This is a genomic window from Nocardioides donggukensis (assembly GCF_014842875.1).
Lineage (GTDB): Bacteria > Actinomycetota > Actinomycetes > Propionibacteriales > Nocardioidaceae > Nocardioides > Nocardioides donggukensis.
In genome coordinates this window covers 49,654-70,067 of sequence record NZ_JACYXZ010000005.1, presented here as the reverse complement: position 1 = coordinate 70,067, position 20,414 = coordinate 49,654, and the positions used below count along the sequence as shown (strand labels likewise).

Below are 20,414 nucleotides of genomic sequence, written 5' to 3'. Positions count from 1 at the left end.
CAGGTTTTCCCCAACTACACAACCAGTCGGGTCAACGTCAATAGGCTCTTCGGGTGAGGTCTCGACCGGTGCCGCCCCCGGACCACCGCGGAACCGACCGGGAGATCCTCCGGCTGGCCGTGCCCGCCTTCCTCGCGCTGGTCGCCGAGCCGTTGTTCCTGCTCGCCGACGCGGCCGTCATCGGCCACCTCGGGACGCCCGAGCTGGCCGGCCTGGGGATCGCCGGCGCGATCCTGCAGACCGCGGTCGGGCTCTGCGTGTTCCTGGCCTACGGGACCACCGCGTCCGTGGCCCGCCGGGTCGGCGCGGGGGACCTGCGGGCCGCGCTGGCCCAGGGCGTGGACGGCCTCTGGCTCGCGGTCCTGATCGGGGCGCTCACGACCGTCGTCGGGGTGCTGTCCGCGCCCGCCCTGGTCGGGGCGTTCGGCGCCGGCCCCGAGGTCGCCGGCCACGCGACGTCGTACCTGCGGATCGCCTTCCTCGGCACCACGCCGCTGCTCGTGATGCTCGCCGCCACCGGGGTGCTGCGCGGCCTCCAGGACACCCGGACGCCCCTGGTCGCGGCCGTCGGGGGGAACCTCCTCAACGTGGCCCTCAACGTCACCCTCGTCTACGGCCTCGGGCCGCTCCCGGCGCTCGGGATGCCCGGCGCGGCCGTCGGCTCGGTCGTGGCCCAGATGCTCGCCGCGGCCTACCTGCTCGCGGTCGTGACCCGGGCGGCACGCCGCGAGGGCGCCCCGTTGGGACCGGACCTGCCCGGGATCCGGGTCGCCGCCCACGCCGCCGTGGCGCTCGTGGTGCGCACGCTCACGCTGCGCGCGGCCCTGCTGGTCACGACGTACGCCGTCACCCAGACCGGCAGCGACGCGGACCTGGCCGCGCACCAGCTCGCGATGACGCTGTGGACCTTCCTGGCCTTCGCCCTCGACGCGGTGGCGATCGCCGCCCAGGCCATCACCGGGCGGTTCCTCGGTGCCGGCGACGCCCCCGGCACCCGCCGGGTCACCCAGCGCATGCTGCGGTGGGGTGTCGTGAGCGGGGTGGTCACCGGGGTCGCGCTGGCCCTCGCCAGCCCGGTCCTCGGTCACCTCTTCACCCGGGACGCCGACGTCGTCGACCGGCTCGGGACCGTGCTGCTCGTGGCCGCCCTCGCGCAGCCGGTGGCGGGAGTGGTGTTCGTGCTGGACGGGGTGCTGATCGGGGCCGGGGACGGCACCTACCTGGCCTGGGCCGGTCTGCTGGTGCTGGTCGTCTACACCCCGCTGGCGCTGCTCGCGCCCACCCTGACCTGGCTGTGGGTGGCCTTCGCGACCGGCTTCATGCTCAGTCGTGGCGCGGTGCTGCTGCACCGGGCCCGGGGTGAGGCGTGGCTGGTCACCGGCGCGAGCCTGCGATGAGCCGCCCGTAGGGTGGGCGGCGTGAACGGGCCGATGACCCCCCTGCAGAAGATCGCCATGGGCCTGGTGATCGTCGCCCTGGACACCCTCGGCGGCTACGACGCGCTGCCGGACTTCCTCGGCTGGGCCCTCGTCCTCTGGGGACTCGCCACCCTCCCCACCCCGGCCCGCGGGACCCTGCAGGCGACGGCGGCGGTGGCCGGGGCGGTCTCGCTTGTGTTGTGGTTCCCGCAGGTGCACCAGCCCCTCCGGGACGCCGAGGTGTCGCTGCGATGGGCCGCCTCACTGCCCGACCTGCTGTTCGTCCTGCTGCTCTGCCGGGCGCTGGCGACGCGCGCCCGGGAGGCGGACCCCACCGACCGCAGGTTCGCCGCCCGCTTCGGCGTGCTCGCGTGGGCGGCCGTGGTGGTGGCCGCACTGCCGGCGATCGCCGACGCGGCCGGCTCGGACGGGCTGCTGGTGGCCGCCGAGGTCGGCTTCGTGGTGCTGTGGCTGTGGTTGGTGTGGAACCTGTTCGCCGCCCACGGCCGGGAGTACGCGAGACCCCCGGTCACGACCCGCTGACGCGGGCCGCCGACCGGAGGTCGTCGGGCGAAGGTGGGGCTCAGCCCTCGAGGTCCTCCTGGGTGACCAGGATCGCGCCGTCCTCCGGAGGCGCCTCGCGGGCGTGGATCGGGGTCCCGCTCTGGCGGTAGTGCGCGTACTTCGGGTTGGAGTAGAAGTCGGACTTCCAGACCATGTCGAAGTTGTTCATGTACTTGCGCCACATCTTGGTCCACGGGATCCGGACCCACACCTCGTCCGCGCCCACGGTGCGGTGCGAGAAGTTCTCGGAGCCGGTGTAGACGACCCGGTCACCGCTCTCCTTGCCGACGTTGCCGTTGATCGCGACCATCTTCATGTGGCTGTACATCTCGGTGTAGCCGTTCTTGTCGCGGTCGAAGATCGTGCGCCGGGTGGCGACGCCGCCGGCCTTGAAGCGCTTGTGGATCCGCGGGGCGATCAGGCCGTAGAGCACCCTGACCCGGCAGCCGGCCTTGCGCATCGAGACGATCTTGCGGGCGATGTAGTAGCCGCGGTCGCCCTCCATGGCGTGGATGTTGATCGCCACCGCGGTCTTCCCGGCGTAGCCGGTGCCGCCGGTCGGCTTCCGGTCGCAGTGCACGCTGCGCAGCACCTTCATGACCCGGTCGGTCGTCTTGGTGTGACCCGGCTGCGGCCAGAACATGCTCTTGATGGCGCCGGCCCGGTAGTTGCGCTCGATGGGGGCCGGGGCGACCTTGTCCCGCTTCATCTCCTTGAAGATGGTCTGGTACTGGTTGTAGAGCTTCTGGCGGCCCTTGAAGACGAACAGGTCGTTCCACTGGACCTTCGCGGCCTTGCCGGTCATGTTGCTGCTGCCCACGGTGACCACGTCGGTGGCCTTGCGGACGTTGCTGAAGAGGAAGATCTTGCTGTGCAGCGGGCCGTTGTAGCCGCGGCAGCCCTTCTTGCAGCGGCGCGCCCAGCTGCGGTTCTTGCGAGAGCCGCCGAGGGCCCGCTGGACCCGGCCGAATGCGGGGACGTCGGAGTTGCTCAGGTGGTCGTTCATGAGGATCTGGACGCTCACGCACCGCCGGTGCGCGCGGATCAGGGCGTCGGCCACCTTGGGGTCGCTGAAGGAGTAGAGCGCGATCTTGATCTCGTTGGGCCACAGCTCGCGCCGCTGGGGGCACTGCGAGGGGCTCTTGACCTTGTAGCCGAGGGTCGACTGGACCATGCGGTAGATGCGGTCCAGGTTCCGACGCTTGGCGATCGTCCCGCCGTTGGGGTTGTTGAACGACGGCCCCCCGGCCGGGGTGGTCCGGCCCGGCGCCGTGCGCTTCAGGCCGACCCGCGCGAGCCGCGCGATGTTGGCGGACTGGCCGCGCACCTGCTCGACCGAGAGCGGCGCGGTCGCCGGAGCCGGGCTGGCGCTCGCCGAGCCGCCGGAGTAGGCCCCCACCACCAGGAGCGGCAGCAGGATGCTCAGTGCAGCGGGCACCACTGTTCTGCGGAACATGTCAGGGACTCCCCCGGGACGGTGTGCGGATGTGATCATGCGGAACGACAACTCAGACAATGCTAAGCGCTGGGTCCCCGGTCCCCGCAACCAACGATCGCGCGCGCGCCGGGTCACGGTCGGCTGACCCGGCCCTGACCGTGCCCTGACCGGGTCGGGAGCTGGGCTGGGACCGGGCCACGACAGGGCCCCGGCCCCCCATTCGGGGAACCGGGGCCTCGCTGTCGGTGGCTGGGTCAGCCGCTGACGACGTTGAGGGCCACCGTGGCGGACACCTCGTCGTGCAGCTTGACCGAGACCTCGTGCGCTCCGAGGGACTTGATCGGGTTGCCGAGCACGATCGTGCGCTTGTCGACCGACTCCCCCGACGTCTCGGCGAGGGCGCCGGCGATCTCGGCGGCGGTGACGGCGCCGAAGAGGCGACCGCCCTCGCCGGCCCGGACCGCGACGTTGACCGGCGCGGCCTCGAGCTTGGCCTTGACCTCCGCGGCGTGGTCCTGGTCGCGCAGCGCCCGCGACGACCTCGCGGCCTTGATGGACTCGATCGTCTTCTCGCCGCCGCGGGTCCACTGGATGGCGAACCCACGCGGCACGAGGTAGTTGCGGCCGTAGCCGTCACGGACCTCGATCACGTCGCCCGCGGCGCCGAGACCCGACACTTCCTGGGTGAGGATCAGCTTCATGTCAGTCCTCCTCAGCGACCGGTCGAGGTGTAGGGCAGCAGGGCGACCTCGCGGGCGTTCTTGACCGCGATGGCGACGTCGCGCTGGTGCTGCACGCAGTTGCCGGTCACCCGACGGGCGCGGATCTTGCCGCGGTCGGAGATGAACTTGCGAAGCAACGTGGTGTCCTTGTAGTCGACACCGGTCGCCTTCTCCTTGCAGAACTGGCAAACCTTCTTCTTCGGCTTGCGCATCACTGCCTTGGCCATTGTGGTGCTCCTCCCGAGGCCCGGGGGCCTCAGATCAAACTCAGAATGAGCCCGGCGTACGCCGGAATGGTGGCTGGATTCGGATACTTCGGGTGGTGCTGGTCAGGGGTGGATCGGAGCCCGCTCGGGGATCAGAACGGGGGCTCCTCCGAGCCCACGCCGGGCGCGCCCCACGGGTCGGCCTGACCGCCCTGGCCGGGCTGCCCGCCCTGTGGTGCCGGAGTGGCCCACGGGTCGTTGCCGCCCTGCTGGCCGCCCTGCTGGCCCCCGCCGCCCTGGCCGCCCTGGCCGGAGAAGCCGCCCCCACCGCCGGAGCGCTGGGTGCGGGTGACCTTGGCGGTGGCGTACTTCAGGCTCGGGCCGACCTCGTCGACGTCGATCTCGAAGACGGTGCGCTTCTCGCCCTCGCGGGTCTCGTACTGACGCGACTTCAGGCGACCCTGGACCACGACGCGCATGCCCTTCTGCAGGGACTCCGCGACGTTCTCGGCCGCCTGCCGCCAGACCGCGCAGGAGAGGAACAGCGCGTCGCCGTCCTTCCAGTCGTTGGTCTGCCGGTCGAAGGTGCGGGGCGTCGACGCGATCCGGAAGTTCGCCACGGCGGCACCCGAGGGGGTGAAGCGCAGCTCCGGGTCGTCGACCAGGTTGCCGACCACCGTGATGACGGTCTCGCCTGCCATGTCAGATCTCCCTTGGTTGTGTGTGCCCCACATCGTCCCCGTCGGCACCGACAAGCACCAGGGTGCGGGTCGGTGCGCTGTGCACGAGGCGGGGCGCGGCGGGGCTGGGTCGAGCCGGGGCTCAGGCCTCGGCGCGCAGGACCTTGGTCCGCAGGATCGACTCGTTCAGCCCGAGCTGGCGGTCGAACTCCTTGACCGTGTCCGGCTCGGCCTGCAGCGAGATGACGGCGTAGATGCCTTCGGCGTTCTTCTTGACCTCGTAGGCGAGGCGGCGACGTCCCCAGACGTCGACGCTCTCCACGCTGCCACCATCCTTGCGGATGACGTTGAGGTACTTGTCGAGCGACGGCTCGATGGTGCGCTCTTCAAGGCTGGGGTCGAGGATGACCATGACTTCGTAGGCACGCATAGCGGTCTCCACCTCCTCTGGACTCGGCGGCCACGGTCTCTCCGTGGCAGGAGGGCTGTGCGTCGTCTCCGGCACAGCACCCGTCGGGGGCACCGGCTCGATGAGACGCTGCAGGCTATCAGCGAGGCGGCCCCGCCCGGAAATCGTGCCGACGGGGTGGATCCGGACCGCCGGCCGGCTCCTACGATGGGGCCATGGGCATCCGGATCGGCGCGCACGTGGACCAGAACGACCCCGTGGCGCAGGCGCGGGCCCGGGACACCGACCTGGTCCAGTTCTTCCTCGGCGACCCGCAGAGCTACAAGGGGCCCGTGATCGCGCACGAGGGTGGTGCGGAGGGGCTGCGCGCCGAGGCGGAGGAGGCGGGGGTCGACCTCTACGTCCACGCGCCGTACCTCATCAACGTGGCGACCACCAACAACCGGCTCCGGATCCCGAGCCGCAAGCTGCTGCAGAAGCACATGGACGCCGCCGCGGCCATCGGCGCCAAGGGGCTGATCGTGCACGGCGGGCACCTGGGCAAGGACGAGGACCCGGCGATCGGCTTCGACAACTGGCGCAAGGCGGTGGAGGCGACCGACATGACCGTCCCCCTGCTGATCGAGAACACCGCCGGCGGCGACAACGCCATGACCCGCTACCTCGAGCGGATCGCCGGGGTCTGGGACGCCATCGGCTCCGCCGACCAGGCCGACCGGGTCGGCTTCTGTCTCGACACCTGCCACGCCCACGCCGGTGGCAACGCCCTGGAGACCGTGGTCGAGGACGTCCTGGCCATCACGGGCCGGATCGACCTGGTGCACGCCAACGACAGCCGCGACGAGTTCGACTCCGGCGCGGACCGGCACACGAGCTTCGGGGCCGGGCACATCGACCCGGAGCTGCTGGCCGCGGTGGTCCGGGACGCGGGAGCCCCGGTGGTGTGCGAGACCCCCGGCGGGGCCGCAGAGCACGCGGCCGACTTCGCGTGGCTGCGCGAACGCCTCTGACGGTCTCCGCCGCCGACGACGACGACGACCGGCCGACCGACCGGCCGGGACGGCCGGCCCGCGCGCCCGGTCAGGCGGCGACGGTGAGGTGCACGTCGAGCACGGCGTCGACCTCGAAGGCGTCGCGCGCGCACAGAAGCCGGAGCAGCCCATCGCCGGGCCGGACCGCGCGGAAGCGCAGCAGCCGGGTGGAGTGCGCCCCGGTGCGGTGGGTGCCCGGCCCGTAGTGCTCGTCGCGCTCGACGACGATCCCCTCGGGTGCGGCGGCGACGTTCCACGTGGAACCGCTGCCGCCGACCTGGCGGAGCGAGAGCTCGAGGGTGTCACCGCACGCCAGCTCGAGCCGACGCCCCGACGAGGGCTGGTCGAGCGTGTGGTGACGTACGGCGCGGCGCGGTGCCGGGACCGGGTCCCGCCCGGCGCCCGACACGCCTCCCAGGCCGTTCTCGGGGCCCTTCTCCGGGCCGATGTCGAGGCCGTTCTCCAGGCCGATGTCCAGCGTCATGGTCCCTCCCAGGTGTCCGACACCACCGAGGACCGCCGACCGGACCGCCAGATACCTGCGGGCTACCAGCCGGCCCCGAAGCACACGAACGGCGCCGGCGCGACCTCGGCACCGGGCCCGGGGATGGCGGCGGCCAGGGCCGCGGCCGGGTCCTGGCCGCCGGCCAGCCCGCGGTGCATCTCGGTCAGGACGTCGTGGGCGGCGGTGTCGGCCACGGCGGAGGGCGAGGCCACGACGCACCGCACGCCCGCGTGCAGCCAGGCCGCGGTCATCCCGATCAGCTCCTCCCCGAACCGCACCGAGGACCTGCCCACCTCGCACGCGGAGAGGATCACCACCTGCGGGACCCGCTCGAGCAGGTCGATGTCGTAGCCGAACCACGCGCCACCGGCCAGCTCGACCCCGGAGAACAGCGGGTTGTCGGCGGAGTGCCGCCCGTGGGCGGCGACGTGCAGGACGTCGACCTCCCCGGCCAGCCGCGCGACCGCGGCGGCGGTCGCGGCGGCGCCCGCGAGTCGGCTGGCGCCGGGCCAGCACCCGGCCGCCTGCCGCACCTCGTCCTCGGCCCGGGCCACCCGCGGTCCGGCGACGAAGCCGGCGGTGCCCAGGCGCAGCGGGCGGGCACGTCCGGCCACCCAGCCGGTGGCCGAGGGGGCGAGGGTCACCGGTCGTCCGCGGAGCCCGGGCAGCAGGGTCCACGGGGTGCCGGCCAGGCCGCCGGACGGCGTGGCCACGACCCGGCGGTCACCGATCGCGGGGAGGAGCGGCGCGACCAGCAGGCGGCCGAGTCGCTCCAGCCGGGCCGTGAGGCCGACCCGCACGGCGTCGGCCAGCGTCGGTGGTAGGTCGGAGGCGGCGACGTCGAGGTCGGGGAGCAGCCCCTCGAGCAGGGCTCGGACGGGGGCGACCGGTCCCAGCTCGTGCCGGACGATCCGCTCGTCGGTCACGACGAGGCCCACCACGCACTCGTTGCCGACCACCCAGGCCACCAGGGCGTCGTCGGTGCCCAGCGCACGGCGTACCTCCTCCAGGGGCACCGGCTCGGTGACCTCGCCGGAGCCGGGCGTCTGCCAGGCCCGCTCGCGGACCCGGCGGCGCAGCTCGGCGGCGCGGCGGACCGCGCCCCGGTCGGCGCCGTCCGGCCCGTCGACGCCCTCCGCGATCTGCAGCCGGCGCAGCTCGGCGAGGTCGGCAGCGGTCCGCTCGTCGGCCGGCGGGTGCACCGGCTGCACCCAGCTGGCGAGCATCCGGCCGCGCTCGGACCACTCGTAGAGCACGGTCGGCGAGCCGGAGTCGACGGCCAGCCGGAGGCCGCCCACGGCCAGTCGCCGGCCCTGGCCCACGACCCCGGTCTGCAGGTCGAGGCTGCCGAAGCTGCTCTGCCACGCGTGCAGCTCGCCGAGTCCGGTCCGCGCCTGCCGGAACGCCTCGGCCCGGCGGCCCGACGCCTCGGCGAGCTCGGCCCGGGCGGTGCGCAGGAGCAGTCGCACCGCGAGGGGGGACTCCGGTCCCGGGCGCAGGCCGGCGAGCCGGGCGCGCGCCTCCTCCAGCCGGCCGCGCCGCACCAGCACCCGGACCAGCTCCAGCCGCAGCTGCGTGGCCAGCCGGTGCAGGCCCTGGCCGTCCAGCTCCTCGGCGAGCCCGTCGCCGCGCTCCACCAGGGAGGGAGCCTTGCGCCCCATCTCCACGCTGGCCGTGAGCGCCACGGCGTCGGCCCGGACCCGCCAGGCGTCGCTGCCGACCCGGTCGTAGGCCGTCCGGGCCGCCCGCGCCGCCCGCAGCGCCGCCGCCGGGTCGGCCAGCAGCAGCGTGCGGGCCAGGGCCAGCTCGGCCTCGCCGCGCTGGCGGTGCAGCCGACGGCGGCCGTAGACCCGCGCCGCCGCCCGCAGCAGCTCACGGCCCTCGGTCAGCTGTCCGGCGGCGATCAGGGCCTCGGCCCGGTCCTGGTTGATCGTCGCCTCCATCACCGGCCCGTCGGGGGCGAGCACCGGGTTGGCGGCCTCCAGCTGCCGCAGGGCCCCGGCCAGGTCGCCCTCGAGCAACCGGGCGTAGCCCAGGTTGTGCCCGGCCTTCGCCGCCAGGTAGCCGTTCCCGGCCGCCCGGAAGTGCCGCATCGCCCGGCTGAAGTCGCGCTCGGCCGGCAGGCTGCGACCCTGCTGGAGGTAGACCATCCCCCGGTTCAGGTGGACCCGACCCCGCAGGACGTCGTCCTCCAGCTCGGAGAGTGCCTGCTCGAACTCCCCGAGGCTGGCGGTGGTGTCGCCGTGCAGGGTGAGGATCAGGGCCCGCTGGCTGTGCAGCAGCCCGGTGGTCTCCGAGGACAGGCCGCCGCGCCGACCGGCGGCATCGCACATCTCCAGGGCCTCGGCCGTCCGCCGGGTCTGCGAGAGCACCAGCGCGGTGCTCAGCTCGATCCTGGTGAGCAGGTCCGGGTCGGTCGCGAGGGTCCGCGCGCGCTCCAGCGCCTCGCGGGCCCGGTCGAAGCGACCCGCGTTCATCGCGGCTACGCCGCGGCGGTGCAGCTCCGTGGGAGTGACCACGCCTCCATCATGACCTGATCCGGGTCCGACCCTCCACCGCGTCCCACGCGCGACGCACCGCGCGGGGCCGGTCGGCGGGCGTCTCCGGCGGGTCCATCCGCCCGAGGAGGTCGGCGGCGAGGGCGCCGGCCATCACCGGCGCGGCGAACGACGTGCCGCTCCAGACGGCGAACCCGCCCCGGAAGTCGTCGGGGTCGATCGCCTCGCGCCAGCGTCCGTGCACCCGGGTCCTGGCCTGTGGCTGGGATCCCCCCTGGAAGAGCGGCATCGTCGACATCACGGCGGCACCCGGGACGAAGGCCCGGACCCAGGGCCCGGCGTTGCTGAACAGGGCGTCGGTCCGGCGGCTCGGGTTGAGCGCGCCGACCGAGACGACCGGGACGCAGGTCCGGTCGGTGGCCACCGGGCCGGCGCCGTTCGCCCAGGGGCCGAGCGCGGCCGGGAAGGCCGGGCGGTCGGTGGCGTCGTTGCCGGCCGAGCAGACCACGACCACGCCGTTGCGGCCGAGGTCCTGCAGGATCTCCTGGAGGGTGGCGTCGAAGAGCCGGTCCTCGGGCGTCTCGTGGTAGTAGCCGCAGGAGAGGTTCAGCACGTCGATGGGGCACCCGCCCTCCTCGCCGTCGACGTGCCGGCGGACCAGCTCGGCGATCTGGCTGAGGACCCGGACCAGGTCCGACTCGACGATCGGGCCCGACGAGGGCACGACGCGCCAGGCCAGGATGTCGGCGTCGGGGCAGGCCTGGTGCACCAGCCCGGCGATGAAGGTGCCGTGGCCGGAGAGCGGGTCGATCGAGCCGTCGAGCGGACCGGTGAGGTCCCCGTGGATGTCCGGGGCGGTGCTCGGGTCGTCGTACCCGATCGCGACCCCGTCCAGGGTCACCCCGGTGTCGACGACGTCGTCCAGCCACGGGTGCGGCGCGCAGCCGGTGTCCACGATCGCCACCACCGGCCGGCGACCGGGCAGGTCGCCGTCCGCCCGGCGGTGCGGCCGGGGTCCGATGTAGGCGATCGGCTGCCGGCCGCCGCTGCCGGCCCGCCCGTACGACGCCACCGCCGGCGAGGTGCCCCCACGCACGCTCTCGGCGCCGGAGGGGTTGCCGTCCCACACGGGATTGCCGTCCCAGACCGGGTTCCCGTCCCAGACCGGGTTCCCGTCCCACACGGGGTTCCCGTCCCAGACCGGGTTGCCGTCCCAGACCGGGTTCCCGTCCCACACGGGGTTCCCGTCCCAGACCGGGTTGGCGTCGACCGCGACCCGCACGACGTGGTCCAGCCCGACGCCGGAGAGCCGGTCGATGCCGAAGCGGGCGCGGGCCTGCTGGAGGAGCACCCAGCCGTCCGGGGCGATCGTGGCCTTCCGGTTCGCCACCGACAGCCGCACCCGCCGGACCCCGAACCTCAGCCCTCCGGCGCCGCGCGCGGGCTGCTGGGGGTCCTGGGGCTCCGGTGGCTGCTGGTCGGGCCCCGGCGCACGCACCGGCGGCGGGTCCTCCGGGTCGACGTCCCACCCGAGCTCGGCGGCCGCGACGCGCAGCAGGTCCAGGGTCTCGAAGTAGTTCACGCGGTAGGCGATCGTGAGCCGCGGCCCGACGTACACGGTGGCGCGCGGCCGGACCCCCTTGACCACCAATGCCGTGGCCGGGTCGAGGACCCGTCCGTCCACCGGGGCCAGCTCCCACTTCGGCGGCGGCTCCGGGTCGCGGCCGGCGGGTCGCTCGGGGGGCTCGGGGGGTTGCTCGGGCTGCTTGGGGGCGGACCGGTCCGGGTCGGGGTACTGCTCCATGCGGCTGTCCGTTCGTGGGGTCGGGCGGGTCAGATCTCGAAGGCGGGGGTGCCGAAGGGCCGGACGCCGGTGTCGTCCGGGGTGAGGAACACCCGGTACATCCCGGGGGGCAGCCCGGTCACCTCGAAGCGGCCGAGCTCGTCGGAGGTCACCTCCCAGGTCCGGCCGGTGTCGGGCACGGCGGACACGCCGACCGAGCAGGCGGTGGCCGGCGCCACCCAGCCGTCCAGCCGGGCCGCGCCGTCACCCCCGGTCACCGCCCGCAGGAGCAGGTCGAGGTCCGCTCCGGCGAACCGCAGCGTGTAGGCCGCGGTGCCGCGGGCGCCGGCCAGCTCGGTGGACCGGTCGACCAGCATGAGCAGCTCGTAGTCGAGGTCGACCTCGACCAGCGCCGCCTCCCCCTGGGCCACCGCCTGCATGCGCTCGGCGAGGCCGTCCGGCACGGGGTCGTGCTCGGTCCAGGCCCGGCGCACGAGCGCCAGGAGTCCCTCCCGGCTGAGATCGGTGTGGCTCATGACAGTGCTCCCGTCTGGAGGAGGGCGACCCGCAGCTTCGCCAGGCACCGGCCCCGGGTCGGGCCGATGCTGCCCACGGGCATGTCGAGGGTCGCGGCCACCTCGCTGTAGTCGGGGCGGTTCTCGAAGGCGACGATCCGCAACAGCCGGCGGCACCGCTCTGGGAGGGTGTCCACCGCCAGCCAGAGCCGGTCCGCCTCCTCGGACTCGAGGGCGGCCGTCTCGGCGGAGCGCTGCCGCGGCAGGTGGAGGGCGATCGTCTCGTCCTCGGTGGGGACCGCGCGTCGGGTCGCGGAGCTGGTCCGCCAGGCCTCGCGTCGGGCCGTCGTGGTCAACCAGCCGCCGACGGCGGCCGGGTCCTCGATCGCGTCGCGGCGGCGGACCAGCGCCAGCCACGTGGTCTGGATGACGTCCTCGGCGGCGTCCTGCTCGAGCCGGTAGGCGCGCACGACGTGCCAGAGCACGGGCGTCATCACCCGCACCAGGCCGTCGAGCCCGTCGTCTCCGGTCGCCCCGTTGACCCAGCCGCGGAAGCGCTCCTCGGCCTCGGCCCACACGGCACCGGCCCCGGATCGGGAAGTGGTAGGTGCCATCCCACTCATTCTGGTCACATCGGACAGGAATGTCACCGGGTATTCCTGATACCTCCCGCCGCCGATTTCCCTCGCCGGCCTTCGGTAGCCTCGTCGCCGTGCCCCCCTCCTCCCCCGTGCCGCCCCATGCCCGCCTGACCGTGCGCACGATCAGCGCGGCCCAGCACCTGGATCACGTCCGGTCGCTGGAGTCGGCGAGCTTCCTCCAGACACCGGCCTGGGGAGAGGTCAAGCGGGAGTGGCGCCGGGAGTCGATCGGGTTCTTCGCCGACCAGGAGCTGGTCGGCTCCGCCCTGGTGCTCTACCGCGCGCTGCCGAGGGTCCGCCGCTACCTCGCCTACCTCCCCGAGGGACCGCTCGTGGACTGGGCCGACGAGGACCTCGGCCGCTGGCTGACCCCGATGGTCGACCACCTGCGGAGCGAGGGGGCCTTCGGCGTCCGCATGGGTCCCCCCGTGGTCACCCGTCGCTGGACCGCCGCCCAGGTGAAGGAGGGCATCGCCAGCGACGAGGTCCGGCGGCTCGGTGAGGTGGCCCCCGAGGAGCGCACCGTCGTGGGCGCCCGGGTGACCGGCCGGCTGCGTGAGCTCGGCTGGCGGCCCCAGGCCGTCGAGGGCGGGTTCGCCGCCGGGCAGCCCCAGTACAACTTCGCGATCCCGCTGCGGGACGCCGACGGCACCCAGCGCACCGAGGACGACGTACTCCGCGGGATGAACCAGCAGTGGCGGCGCAACATCAAGAAGGCCGCCAAGGCCGGCGTCGAGGTGACCTCGGCCGCCGGGCCGGACATCGACGAGGCCGGGCTGAGCGCCTTCCACGACCTCTACCTGCACACCGCCGAGCGGGACGGGTTCACCCCCCGGCCCCGGTCCTACTTCGCCACGATGGTCTCCGCGCTCGCCGCCGAGGAGCCGGACCGGATCCGGCTCTACGCCGCCCGGCACGAGGGGGAGCTGGTCGGCGCCACGATCGGGATCCGGGTCGGCAGCCACGTCTGGTACTCCTACGGCGCCTCGTCGAGCGAGAAGCGCGACGTCCGCGGCTCCAACGCCGTGCAGTGGGCGATGATCCAGGACGCGATCGCGGCCGGCGCCGCCCTCTACGACCTGCGGGGCATCACCGACACCCTCGACTCCGACGACAGCCACGTGGGGCTGATCCAGTTCAAGGTCGGCACCGGCGGCGAGGCGATGGAGTACGCCGGCGAGTGGGACCTCCCGGTCAACCGGGCGATCTACGCGGCGTTCGCGCTCTACCTGAGGCGGCGCGGATGAGCCTCACGCTGTACGTCGACCGGGCCCGGTTCCGGGCCAACCAGCAGCGGGTGCTGGAGCGCCGCCCCGGGCTGGTGCCGGTCGCGAAGGGCAACGGCTACGGCGTCTCGGTGGAGACGCTGGCAGCCGAGGCCGCCGCCCTCGGCGTCGACGTGCTCGCCGTCGGGACCTACGACGAGCTGCCGGCCGCCGAGTCCGCGTTCCCCGGATCCCTGCTCGTGCTCACGCCCTGGCGCCCCTTCGGCGCCGCGGACCGGGCCAGCAGCGACCCGCGGGTGATCCACACGGTGAGCCGCCCCGACGACCTGGCCCGGCTCCTGGACACCGAGCCCGGTGCCCGCTTCGTGCTCGAGCACGTCACCTCGATGCTGCGGCACGGCATGACCGCGACCCAGCTGCGCGAGCTGGCCGAGGCGCGGTCCGGGTCCGGCGACGACGGGCGGCTCGAGGGGCTCGAAGGGGTGGCGTTCCACCTGCCGATGACCGGCGGGTCGCACCTCGCGGAGGTCCGGCGGCTGCTGACCGACGTGGTCGCCGCCGGGCTGCCCACCCGCACCGTGTTCGTCAGCCACCTCACCGACGACGAGCTGGCCGCCCTGGCCCGGGACTGGCCGGACTTCACGATCCGGCCGCGCACCGGGACCGACCTCTGGCTCGGCGACCGCGAGGCGCTCCGGGCCAGGGCGACCGTGCTCGACGTGCACCCCGTGGACCGCGGGGCCGTCTACGGCTACCGCGGCCGCTCCGCGCCACGGGCCGGCACGATCCTCGTGGTCAGCGGCGGCACTGCCCACGGCATCGGCCTCGAGGCCCCGACCGGGGCCGGGACGGTCCGGGCCCGGGCCGCGGCGCTGGCCCGCGGCGGTCTGGACGCCGTCGGCCTGGTCCGGTCGCCGTACAGCATCGGCGGGAAGCCGCGGCTCTTCGCCGAGCCGCCGCACATGCAGGCCTCGATGCTCTTCCTGCCGGCGGGGGCGCCGGTGCCCGAGATCGGCGACGAGGTCGACGTCCGGGTCCGGTTCACCGCCACCTCGTTCGACCGAGTCCAGTTCTCCTGAATCCCCTTGGGACGGGGTCGTGGCGGGGCACCAGCACGTCGCGGGTCACGATCGCGACCAGGTAGAGCTCGCAGGCGACCCGGACCACGATCGCCAGCCAGTAGGCCCCGGCATCGGAGCCGGCACCCGGCTCGAGGAGGTCGCCGAGGTACCACCACACCGCGGCGAAGTAGAAAATCTCGCCGGCCTGCCACACGATCTGGTCCCGCCAGCGGGGCCGGGCCAGCACCGCGAGCGGCAGCAGCCAGAGCACGTACTGCGGTGAGTAGACCTTGTTGACCAGCAGGAACCCCGCCACGACGAGGAACCCGAGCTGGGCCAGCCGCGGCGTCTCGGGGGCGAGCAGACCCAGCGCGAGCACGCCGAGGCACCAGGCGAGGAAGAACACCCACGAGGTGGTGTTGATCGTCTCCGCCGACACCGGGCCGACGGCCTGCGCCCACACCAGCCACAGGCTGCCCAGGTCGGCACCACGGTCGGAGTTGAAGGTCCAGAACACCGTCCACTCCCGCGGACCGGTCAGGAGGGCGGGCGCGTTGGCGACCAGCCAGGCCGCGAGCGCGGAGCCGACGACGCGGGCGAGGTCGGCGAACGAGCGTCGGCGCAGGCAGATCACCAGCACCCCGCCGAGGAGGAACAGCGGGTAGAGCTTGGTGGCGGTCCCGAGGCCGATGAGCACCCCGGTGAGCACCGGCCGGTCCCGCGACCAGGCCCAGAGCGCGCCGGCGACCAGTCCGACCGCGAGCAGGTCCCAGTTCACCAGGCCGGTGAGCAGCAGCGCGGGCGAGAGCGCGAACATCGCGGCGTCCCACGGCCGGTCCCGGTGGGTGCGCACCAGCAGCCACGCCGAGAGCAGCGCCACCAGACCCAGGAGTACGGCGCTCACGGTGACGTAGGTGCGCATCTCTCCGACCACCCGGTCGTCCTCGTAGAGGTCGCCGGTCGGCACCGCTGACCGGGGCACCACGTCGGGTGACCCGCTGAGCCAGTGGGTGGCCCAGGCCGCGCCCCACGCGAAGTAGGAGATGCCGACGGGGTACTCCATGACGTCGAAGCGGGCCCGGGTGCCCGGGTCGTCGCTGTAGGGCCACTCCAGCTCGACGAAGCCGCGATCGACGTAGAGGTAGGGCAGGTCGGAGTAGCACATCGCGGTGTAGCGCTGCTGGCCGTCCAGCCAGCTGTCCTGGTAGCAGGGGGCCTTCTGGGCCATCCCGAGCACGAAGCACAGGGCGGTCAGGGCCAGCACCACCCGCAGCGGCGTCCACCAGCGGTGGGGTGCCGCATGGCTGCCGAGGGGGCCGCCCACCCCCTCGCTGACCGCCGCCACCACCGGGTCCTCCCGGGTCGGGTGCACCCGGTCGCCGAAGGGGTCCGGCGGCCTCACCGGTGCCTCAGCCGCCGGCGGACTCGGTCTCGCGACCGGCCGCCTGCCCGTCCGTGGTCTGCGACTCCGACGGTTCCGGATCCGGGGTGAGGACGCACTGCGGGTTCTCCGGGTTCTTCTCGCAGTCCGGTCCCTTGGTCTTCGTCGGGCTCGGCGTCGGGGTCGGCGTCGGGGTCGGCGTCGGCGAGGGCTTCTTCGAGCTCGGCGCCTTGGTGGGCGAGGGCTGCGAGGTCGTCGGCGGCGGGGGCGGCGGCGTGTACGGCTCGTGGTCCTCCTCGGGGGCGTCGCCGTCCACGAACGCCGGCTCCGGGAACTCCTCGACCGGCACGCCCTCCAGCAGCCGCTGCATGGTGGCCACCCAGGTCAACGCCGGGTAGGTGCCGCCGAAGAACGGCTCGAGGAACCCCTCGAGGCTCTCGTTGCCCTTGCCGCGGCTGTACATCACCGCGGTCGCCATCTGCGGGGTGTAGCCGACGAACCAGGCCGAGGAGACCTGGTCGTCGGCGTTCGTCGCGGTGCCGGTCTTGCCGGCCGCCGGCCGGCCCAGCGCCTGCGCCTTGGCACCGGAGCCGCCCTCGGCGTCGACCACCTGCTGCAGCGCGTAGGAGACGTCCGCGGCGATGTCCTTGTCCAGCACCCGCTCGGTGCTGACCTTGTGCCGGTAGCGCTCCTCGCCGCTGCGGTCGACGACCCGGTCGATGAGGTACACCTCGGCCGCCTCCCCGCCGTTGGCGATGGTGGCGTAGGCGTTGGCCATGTTGATCGGGCTCACGGTCGCCGAGCCGAGTGCGACACCGGAGGTCGGCTGCAGGCCGGGCGAGTCGCGCAGGTTGTCGAGGGACTTGTCCTTCGCCTTCGCCTTGGGGATGCCCAGCTTGTTGGCCATCTCGACGACCTTCTCGGGGCCGTCCGGGATCGAGGCGGTCAGGTCGACGTAGGCGGTGTTCACCGAGCTGACCGTGGCCTTGATCATGTCGATCTGGTCGCCGTAGTCGTTGCCCTCGCCCGGACCGAGGTTCTTGACCGTGTCGCCGTTGGGGAACTCGTAGGGCGAGTTGCCCTGGAACCGGTCCTTGAGCGCGTAGCCGGCCTCGAGGCCGGCGGCCAGGGCGAACGGCTTGAACGAGGAGCCGGGCTGGCCACCGGAGACCGCCCAGTTGATCTGGGAGTCCAGGTAGTCCTGCCCGGCGTAGAAGCCGCGCAGGGCACCGGTGCCCGGCTGGACGCTGGCGGTCGCGGTGTGCAGGCCCTTGAGGCCCTTGGGCTGGACCTCGTCGACGGCCGCCTGGGTCGCGTCCATCGCCTTCTTGCTGAGCGTCGTGTAGACCTTCAGCCCGCCGCCGTTGATCTCGTTGTCGGAGAAGCCGAGCCGCTTCAGCTCCTTCTCGATCATGGTCAGGGCGTGGCCCTTCATGCCGGCGTAGCTCGACTCGGCCTCGATCTTGGGGAACTTGGGCAGCTTGCGGGCGGCCTTGTCGGCCTTCTCGGCCGGGACCTCACCCATCTCGGCCATGCCGTCCAGGGTGTAGGTGAAGCGGCCCTTCAGCGCCTCGCGGCTGTCCTTGCCGTTGGCGGGGTCGAACCGGCTCGGGTTGTTGATCACCGCGGCCAGCGCCGCCGACTGGCGCAGGTTCAGCTCGCCGGCGTCCTTGGCGAAGAACGCCTGCGCCGCCGCCTGGATGCCGTACGCGCCCCGCCCGAAGTAGATCGTGTTCAGGTAGCCGGCCAGGATCTCCTCCTTGCTCGTCTGGCGCTGCAGCTTCAGCGAGACGATGGCCTCCTTGGCCTTGCGCTTGTAGGAGCGCTCCTGGGTCAGGTAGAGGATCTTGACGTACTGCTGGGTGATCGTGGACGCGCCCTGCTGGGCCTGGCCGGAGGCGTTGCTGAAGGCGGCGCGCAGGATGCCGCGCGGGTCGATCCCCTTGTTGGTCCAGAACGACCGGTCCTCGGCGGCGACCACGGCGTCCTTGATCGAGTCGGGCATCTCGGAGTAGGGGATCGAGCTGCGGTTCTGGGTGGTAAAGCGGCCGACCTCGGTCTTGTCGTCGGCGTAGTAGACGAACGACGTCTCGGTCTGGAAGTCCTCGTTGGGGTCCGGGATGTCGATCGCCTGGTAGAGCACCGTGAAGCCCAGGGCGGCCATCACGGCCAGCACCAGACCGGAGATGCCGGCCCACTTGAGGACGCGGCGGAACCGGTTGCCGCCGGTGCCGCCCTTGGCGCCCTTGCCCTTGGCCGATGCCTTGCGGGGGGTGGGACTCGCGGGCGTGGCTGCCTTGCGCTTTCCAGTCACGTGGGGATCTCCGGGGTACGTCGGGGCGGGGACCGCCTCGGATGCATGCCGTGCTCGACAGGAAAGAGTACGTGGAACTCCCAGCATCGCAGGATTCCTGGGTCGACCCGGGTCTCGGGCCCGCCCGTCACCTCTCCGAGTTCGCAACCCGGCGATATATCGCTACGATAGGTGCGTGGCACGTCGTGGAGAGACCATCGAGCTGGCAGTCCTGGGACTGCTGCAGGAGTCACCCATGCACGGCTACGAGCTGCGCAAGCGGCTCAACCTGATGCTGGGGTGGGGGCGGGTCCTGTCCTACGGCTCGCTCTACCCGACGCTGAAGCGGATGCTGAAGTCGGCCTGGATCGAGGAGCGCACGGTCAGCAGCGAGCCGGCCAGCCGGCGCCCGCGGATCGTCTACCAGCTCACCGAGACCGGGCAGAGCGAGTTCGTCCGGCTGATGTCCGAGGTCGGGCCGACCGCCTGGGAGGACGACAACTTCGACATCCGGTTCGCCTTCTTCGGTCGCACCGACATGGAGATCCGGCTCCGGGTCCTCGAGGGTCGGCGGTCCCGGCTCCAGGAGCGGCTCGAGCGGGTGCAGTCCCAGCTCTCCCTCACCCAGAAGGAGATGGACCAGTACGCCGCGGAGCTGCAGCGGCACGGGGTCGAGTCAGTGGAGCGGGAGGTCCGCTGGCTGTCGGACCTCATCAACGCCGAGCGCAACCAGCAGCCGCCGCTGGAGAAGCCCCAGCAGACCTGAACAGCACCACACACGTTCACCAGACAGCCGGCGCACCGCCGGACGAGAGCAGGAAGAGGAAACCGCAATGGGTTCGGTACGCGTGGCAATCGTGGGGGTGGGCAACTGCGCCACCTCGCTCATCCAGGGCGTCGAGTACTACAAGGACGCGGACCCGGCCGGTTCCGTGCCCGGGCTGATGCACGTCAAGTTCGGTGACTACCATGTCTCCGACGTCGAGTTCGTCGCCGCGTTCGACGTCGACGCCAAGAAGGTCGGCTTCGACCTGTCCGAGGCCACCCAGGCCTCCGAGAACAACACCATCCGCATCTGCGACGTGCCCCCGACCGGGGTCACCGTCCAGCGCGGGCCGACGATGGACGGGCTCGGGAAGTACTACCGCGAGACCATCGACGAGGCAGACGGCGACCCGGTCGACGTCGTGGCGGCCCTGCGCGAGGCGAAGGCCGACGTCCTGGTCTCCTACCTCCCGGTCGGCTCCGAGGAGGCGGACAAGTTCTACGCCCAGTGCGCCATCGACGCCGGCGTGGCCTTCGTCAACGCCCTGCCCGTCTTCATCGCCTCCGACCCGGTCTGGGCCAAGAAGTTCGAGGACGCCGGCGTCCCGATCGTGGGCGACGACATCAAGTCCCAGATCGGTGCCACCATCACCCACCGGGTGCTGGCCAAGCTGTTCCAGGACCGCGGCGTGGTGCTGGACCGCACCTACCAGCTCAACGTGGGCGGCAACATGGACTTCAAGAACATGCTGGAGCGGGACCGCCTGGAGTCCAAGAAGGTCTCCAAGACCCAGGCCGTGACGTCGAACATCGACCACGACCTCGGCACCAAGAACGTCCACATCGGGCCCTCGGACTACGTGCAGTGGCTCGACGACCGCAAGTGGGCCTACGTGCGCCTCGAGGGCCGGGCCTTCGGCGACGTGCCGCTCAACATGGAGTACAAGCTCGAGGTCTGGGACTCCCCGAACTCCGCCGGCATCATCATCGACGCCGTGCGGGCCGCGAAGATCGCGCTCGACCGCGGCGTGGGCGGGCCGATCATCCCCGCCTCGACGTACCTCATGAAGTCCCCGCCGGTGCAGATGCCCGACGACCTGGGGCGCGCCGAGCTGGAGAAGTTCATCCGCGGGGAGTGACCCACCCTCCGCAAGCACGCACCCGACCCTCGGGAGCCTGACCTCGACCCGGCACCGGCCGCAGCCCGGTGCCGGGTCGCTGTCGTGCCGGGTCGCTGTCGTGCCGGGTCCCTGTCTTGTCGCTGTCGTGTCGGGCCGG

General features: G+C 72.8%; 19 protein-coding genes. 7 read left to right on the top strand and 12 right to left on the bottom strand.

Annotated features, from left to right (window positions below; genetic code table 11):
• Positions 1-53: 53 nt before the first annotated feature.
• Positions 54-1,397 (top strand): MATE family efflux transporter, encoded by a 1,344-nt coding sequence (locus tag IE331_RS15520; protein WP_192144378.1) that lies wholly within the window; start codon positions 54-56, stop codon positions 1,395-1,397.
• A 21-nt stretch (positions 1,398-1,418) separates the two neighbouring features.
• Positions 1,419-1,961 (top strand): hypothetical protein, encoded by a 543-nt coding sequence (locus IE331_RS15515; RefSeq protein WP_192144377.1) that lies wholly within the window; start codon positions 1,419-1,421, stop codon positions 1,959-1,961.
• A gap of 40 nt (positions 1,962-2,001) precedes the next feature.
• On the opposite strand, the gene IE331_RS15510 is transcribed toward IE331_RS15515, so the two are convergent.
• The 5 genes from IE331_RS15510 to rpsF all read right to left on the bottom strand — a co-directional run bounded on the left by IE331_RS15510 (position 2,002) and on the right by rpsF (position 5,458).
• Positions 2,002-3,438, bottom strand: a complete 1,437-nt coding sequence (locus IE331_RS15510) for a phospholipase D-like domain-containing protein (RefSeq protein ID WP_192144376.1) — start codon at positions 3,436-3,438, stop codon at positions 2,002-2,004.
• Positions 3,439-3,674: 236 nt separating this feature from the next.
• Positions 3,675-4,121 carry a 50S ribosomal protein L9 gene (rplI, locus tag IE331_RS15505; RefSeq protein ID WP_192144375.1) on the bottom strand — a complete coding sequence of 149 codons (447 nt, stop codon included), beginning with the start codon at positions 4,119-4,121 and terminating at the stop codon, positions 3,675-3,677.
• An 11-nt stretch (positions 4,122-4,132) separates the two neighbouring features.
• Complete coding sequence (gene rpsR / locus IE331_RS15500) at positions 4,133-4,369, bottom strand: 30S ribosomal protein S18 (RefSeq protein WP_192144374.1); 237 nt, start codon at positions 4,367-4,369, stop codon at positions 4,133-4,135.
• 131 nt (positions 4,370-4,500) lie between these two features.
• Positions 4,501-5,049, bottom strand: a complete 549-nt coding sequence (locus IE331_RS15495) for a single-stranded DNA-binding protein (protein WP_192144373.1) — start codon at positions 5,047-5,049, stop codon at positions 4,501-4,503.
• Positions 5,050-5,170: 121 nt separating this feature from the next.
• On the bottom strand, positions 5,171-5,458 hold the full coding sequence (gene rpsF / locus IE331_RS15490) for a 30S ribosomal protein S6 (protein WP_192144372.1): 288 nt from the start codon (positions 5,456-5,458) through the stop codon (positions 5,171-5,173).
• 194 nt (positions 5,459-5,652) lie between these two features.
• On the opposite strand from rpsF, the gene IE331_RS15485 reads away from it, so the two are divergent.
• The gene (locus IE331_RS15485) at positions 5,653-6,447 is read left to right on the top strand and encodes a deoxyribonuclease IV (RefSeq protein WP_192144371.1); all 795 of its coding nucleotides are present in this window, start codon (positions 5,653-5,655) and stop codon (positions 6,445-6,447) included.
• Positions 6,448-6,517: 70 nt separating this feature from the next.
• Here the strand turns inward: IE331_RS15485 and IE331_RS15480 are convergent, their stop codons facing one another.
• The 5 genes from IE331_RS15480 to IE331_RS15460 form a co-directional block, all read right to left on the bottom strand.
• Entirely contained in the window at positions 6,518-6,952 is a 435-nt protein-coding gene (locus IE331_RS15480) for a protease inhibitor I42 family protein (protein WP_192144370.1), read from the bottom strand.
• Positions 6,953-7,014: 62 nt separating this feature from the next.
• Positions 7,015-9,492, bottom strand: coding sequence for a CHAT domain-containing protein (locus tag IE331_RS17050; protein WP_192144369.1), 2,478 nt, complete (start codon positions 9,490-9,492; stop codon positions 7,015-7,017).
• A gap of 7 nt (positions 9,493-9,499) precedes the next feature.
• Positions 9,500-11,275, bottom strand: coding sequence for a S8/S53 family peptidase (locus tag IE331_RS15470; protein ID WP_192144368.1), 1,776 nt, complete (start codon positions 11,273-11,275; stop codon positions 9,500-9,502).
• A 29-nt stretch (positions 11,276-11,304) separates the two neighbouring features.
• A complete protein-coding gene (locus IE331_RS15465; protein WP_192144367.1) occupies positions 11,305-11,790 on the bottom strand; it encodes a carboxypeptidase-like regulatory domain-containing protein in 486 nt (161 codons plus the stop codon).
• A complete protein-coding gene (locus IE331_RS15460) occupies positions 11,787-12,383 on the bottom strand; it encodes an RNA polymerase sigma factor (protein ID WP_192144366.1) in 597 nt (198 codons plus the stop codon). Before IE331_RS15460 ends, IE331_RS15465 begins: the two co-directional genes overlap by 4 nt.
• Positions 12,384-12,481: 98 nt before the next feature.
• Here IE331_RS15460 and IE331_RS15455 point away from each other — a divergent pair, with 98 nt between their 5' ends.
• Together IE331_RS15455 and IE331_RS15450 are read left to right on the top strand one after the other, a co-directional pair.
• Positions 12,482-13,657: a lipid II:glycine glycyltransferase FemX gene (locus IE331_RS15455; RefSeq protein ID WP_318646837.1), complete on the top strand. Its 1,176-nt coding sequence runs from the start codon at positions 12,482-12,484 to the stop codon at positions 13,655-13,657.
• Positions 13,654-14,715 (top strand): alanine racemase, encoded by a 1,062-nt coding sequence (locus IE331_RS15450; protein ID WP_192144364.1) that lies wholly within the window; start codon positions 13,654-13,656, stop codon positions 14,713-14,715. Before IE331_RS15455 ends, IE331_RS15450 begins: the two co-directional genes overlap by 4 nt.
• On the opposite strand, the gene IE331_RS15445 is transcribed toward IE331_RS15450, so the two are convergent.
• Both IE331_RS15445 and IE331_RS15440 read right to left on the bottom strand, forming a co-directional pair.
• Positions 14,678-16,099 carry a glycosyltransferase family 87 protein gene (locus IE331_RS15445; protein WP_192144363.1) on the bottom strand — a complete coding sequence of 474 codons (1,422 nt, stop codon included), beginning with the start codon at positions 16,097-16,099 and terminating at the stop codon, positions 14,678-14,680. The two genes, IE331_RS15450 and IE331_RS15445, sit on opposite strands and share 38 nt — an antisense overlap.
• A gap of 7 nt (positions 16,100-16,106) precedes the next feature.
• The gene (locus IE331_RS15440) at positions 16,107-18,392 is read right to left on the bottom strand and encodes a transglycosylase domain-containing protein (RefSeq protein ID WP_201931843.1); all 2,286 of its coding nucleotides are present in this window, start codon (positions 18,390-18,392) and stop codon (positions 16,107-16,109) included.
• Positions 18,393-18,567: 175 nt separating this feature from the next.
• Here IE331_RS15440 and IE331_RS15435 point away from each other — a divergent pair, with 175 nt between their 5' ends.
• Positions 18,568-19,137, top strand: a complete 570-nt coding sequence (locus IE331_RS15435) for a PadR family transcriptional regulator (protein WP_192144361.1) — start codon at positions 18,568-18,570, stop codon at positions 19,135-19,137.
• A 67-nt stretch (positions 19,138-19,204) separates the two neighbouring features.
• Positions 19,205-20,275: an inositol-3-phosphate synthase gene (locus IE331_RS15430; RefSeq protein ID WP_192144360.1), complete on the top strand. Its 1,071-nt coding sequence runs from the start codon at positions 19,205-19,207 to the stop codon at positions 20,273-20,275.
• Positions 20,276-20,414: the final 139 nt, after the last annotated feature.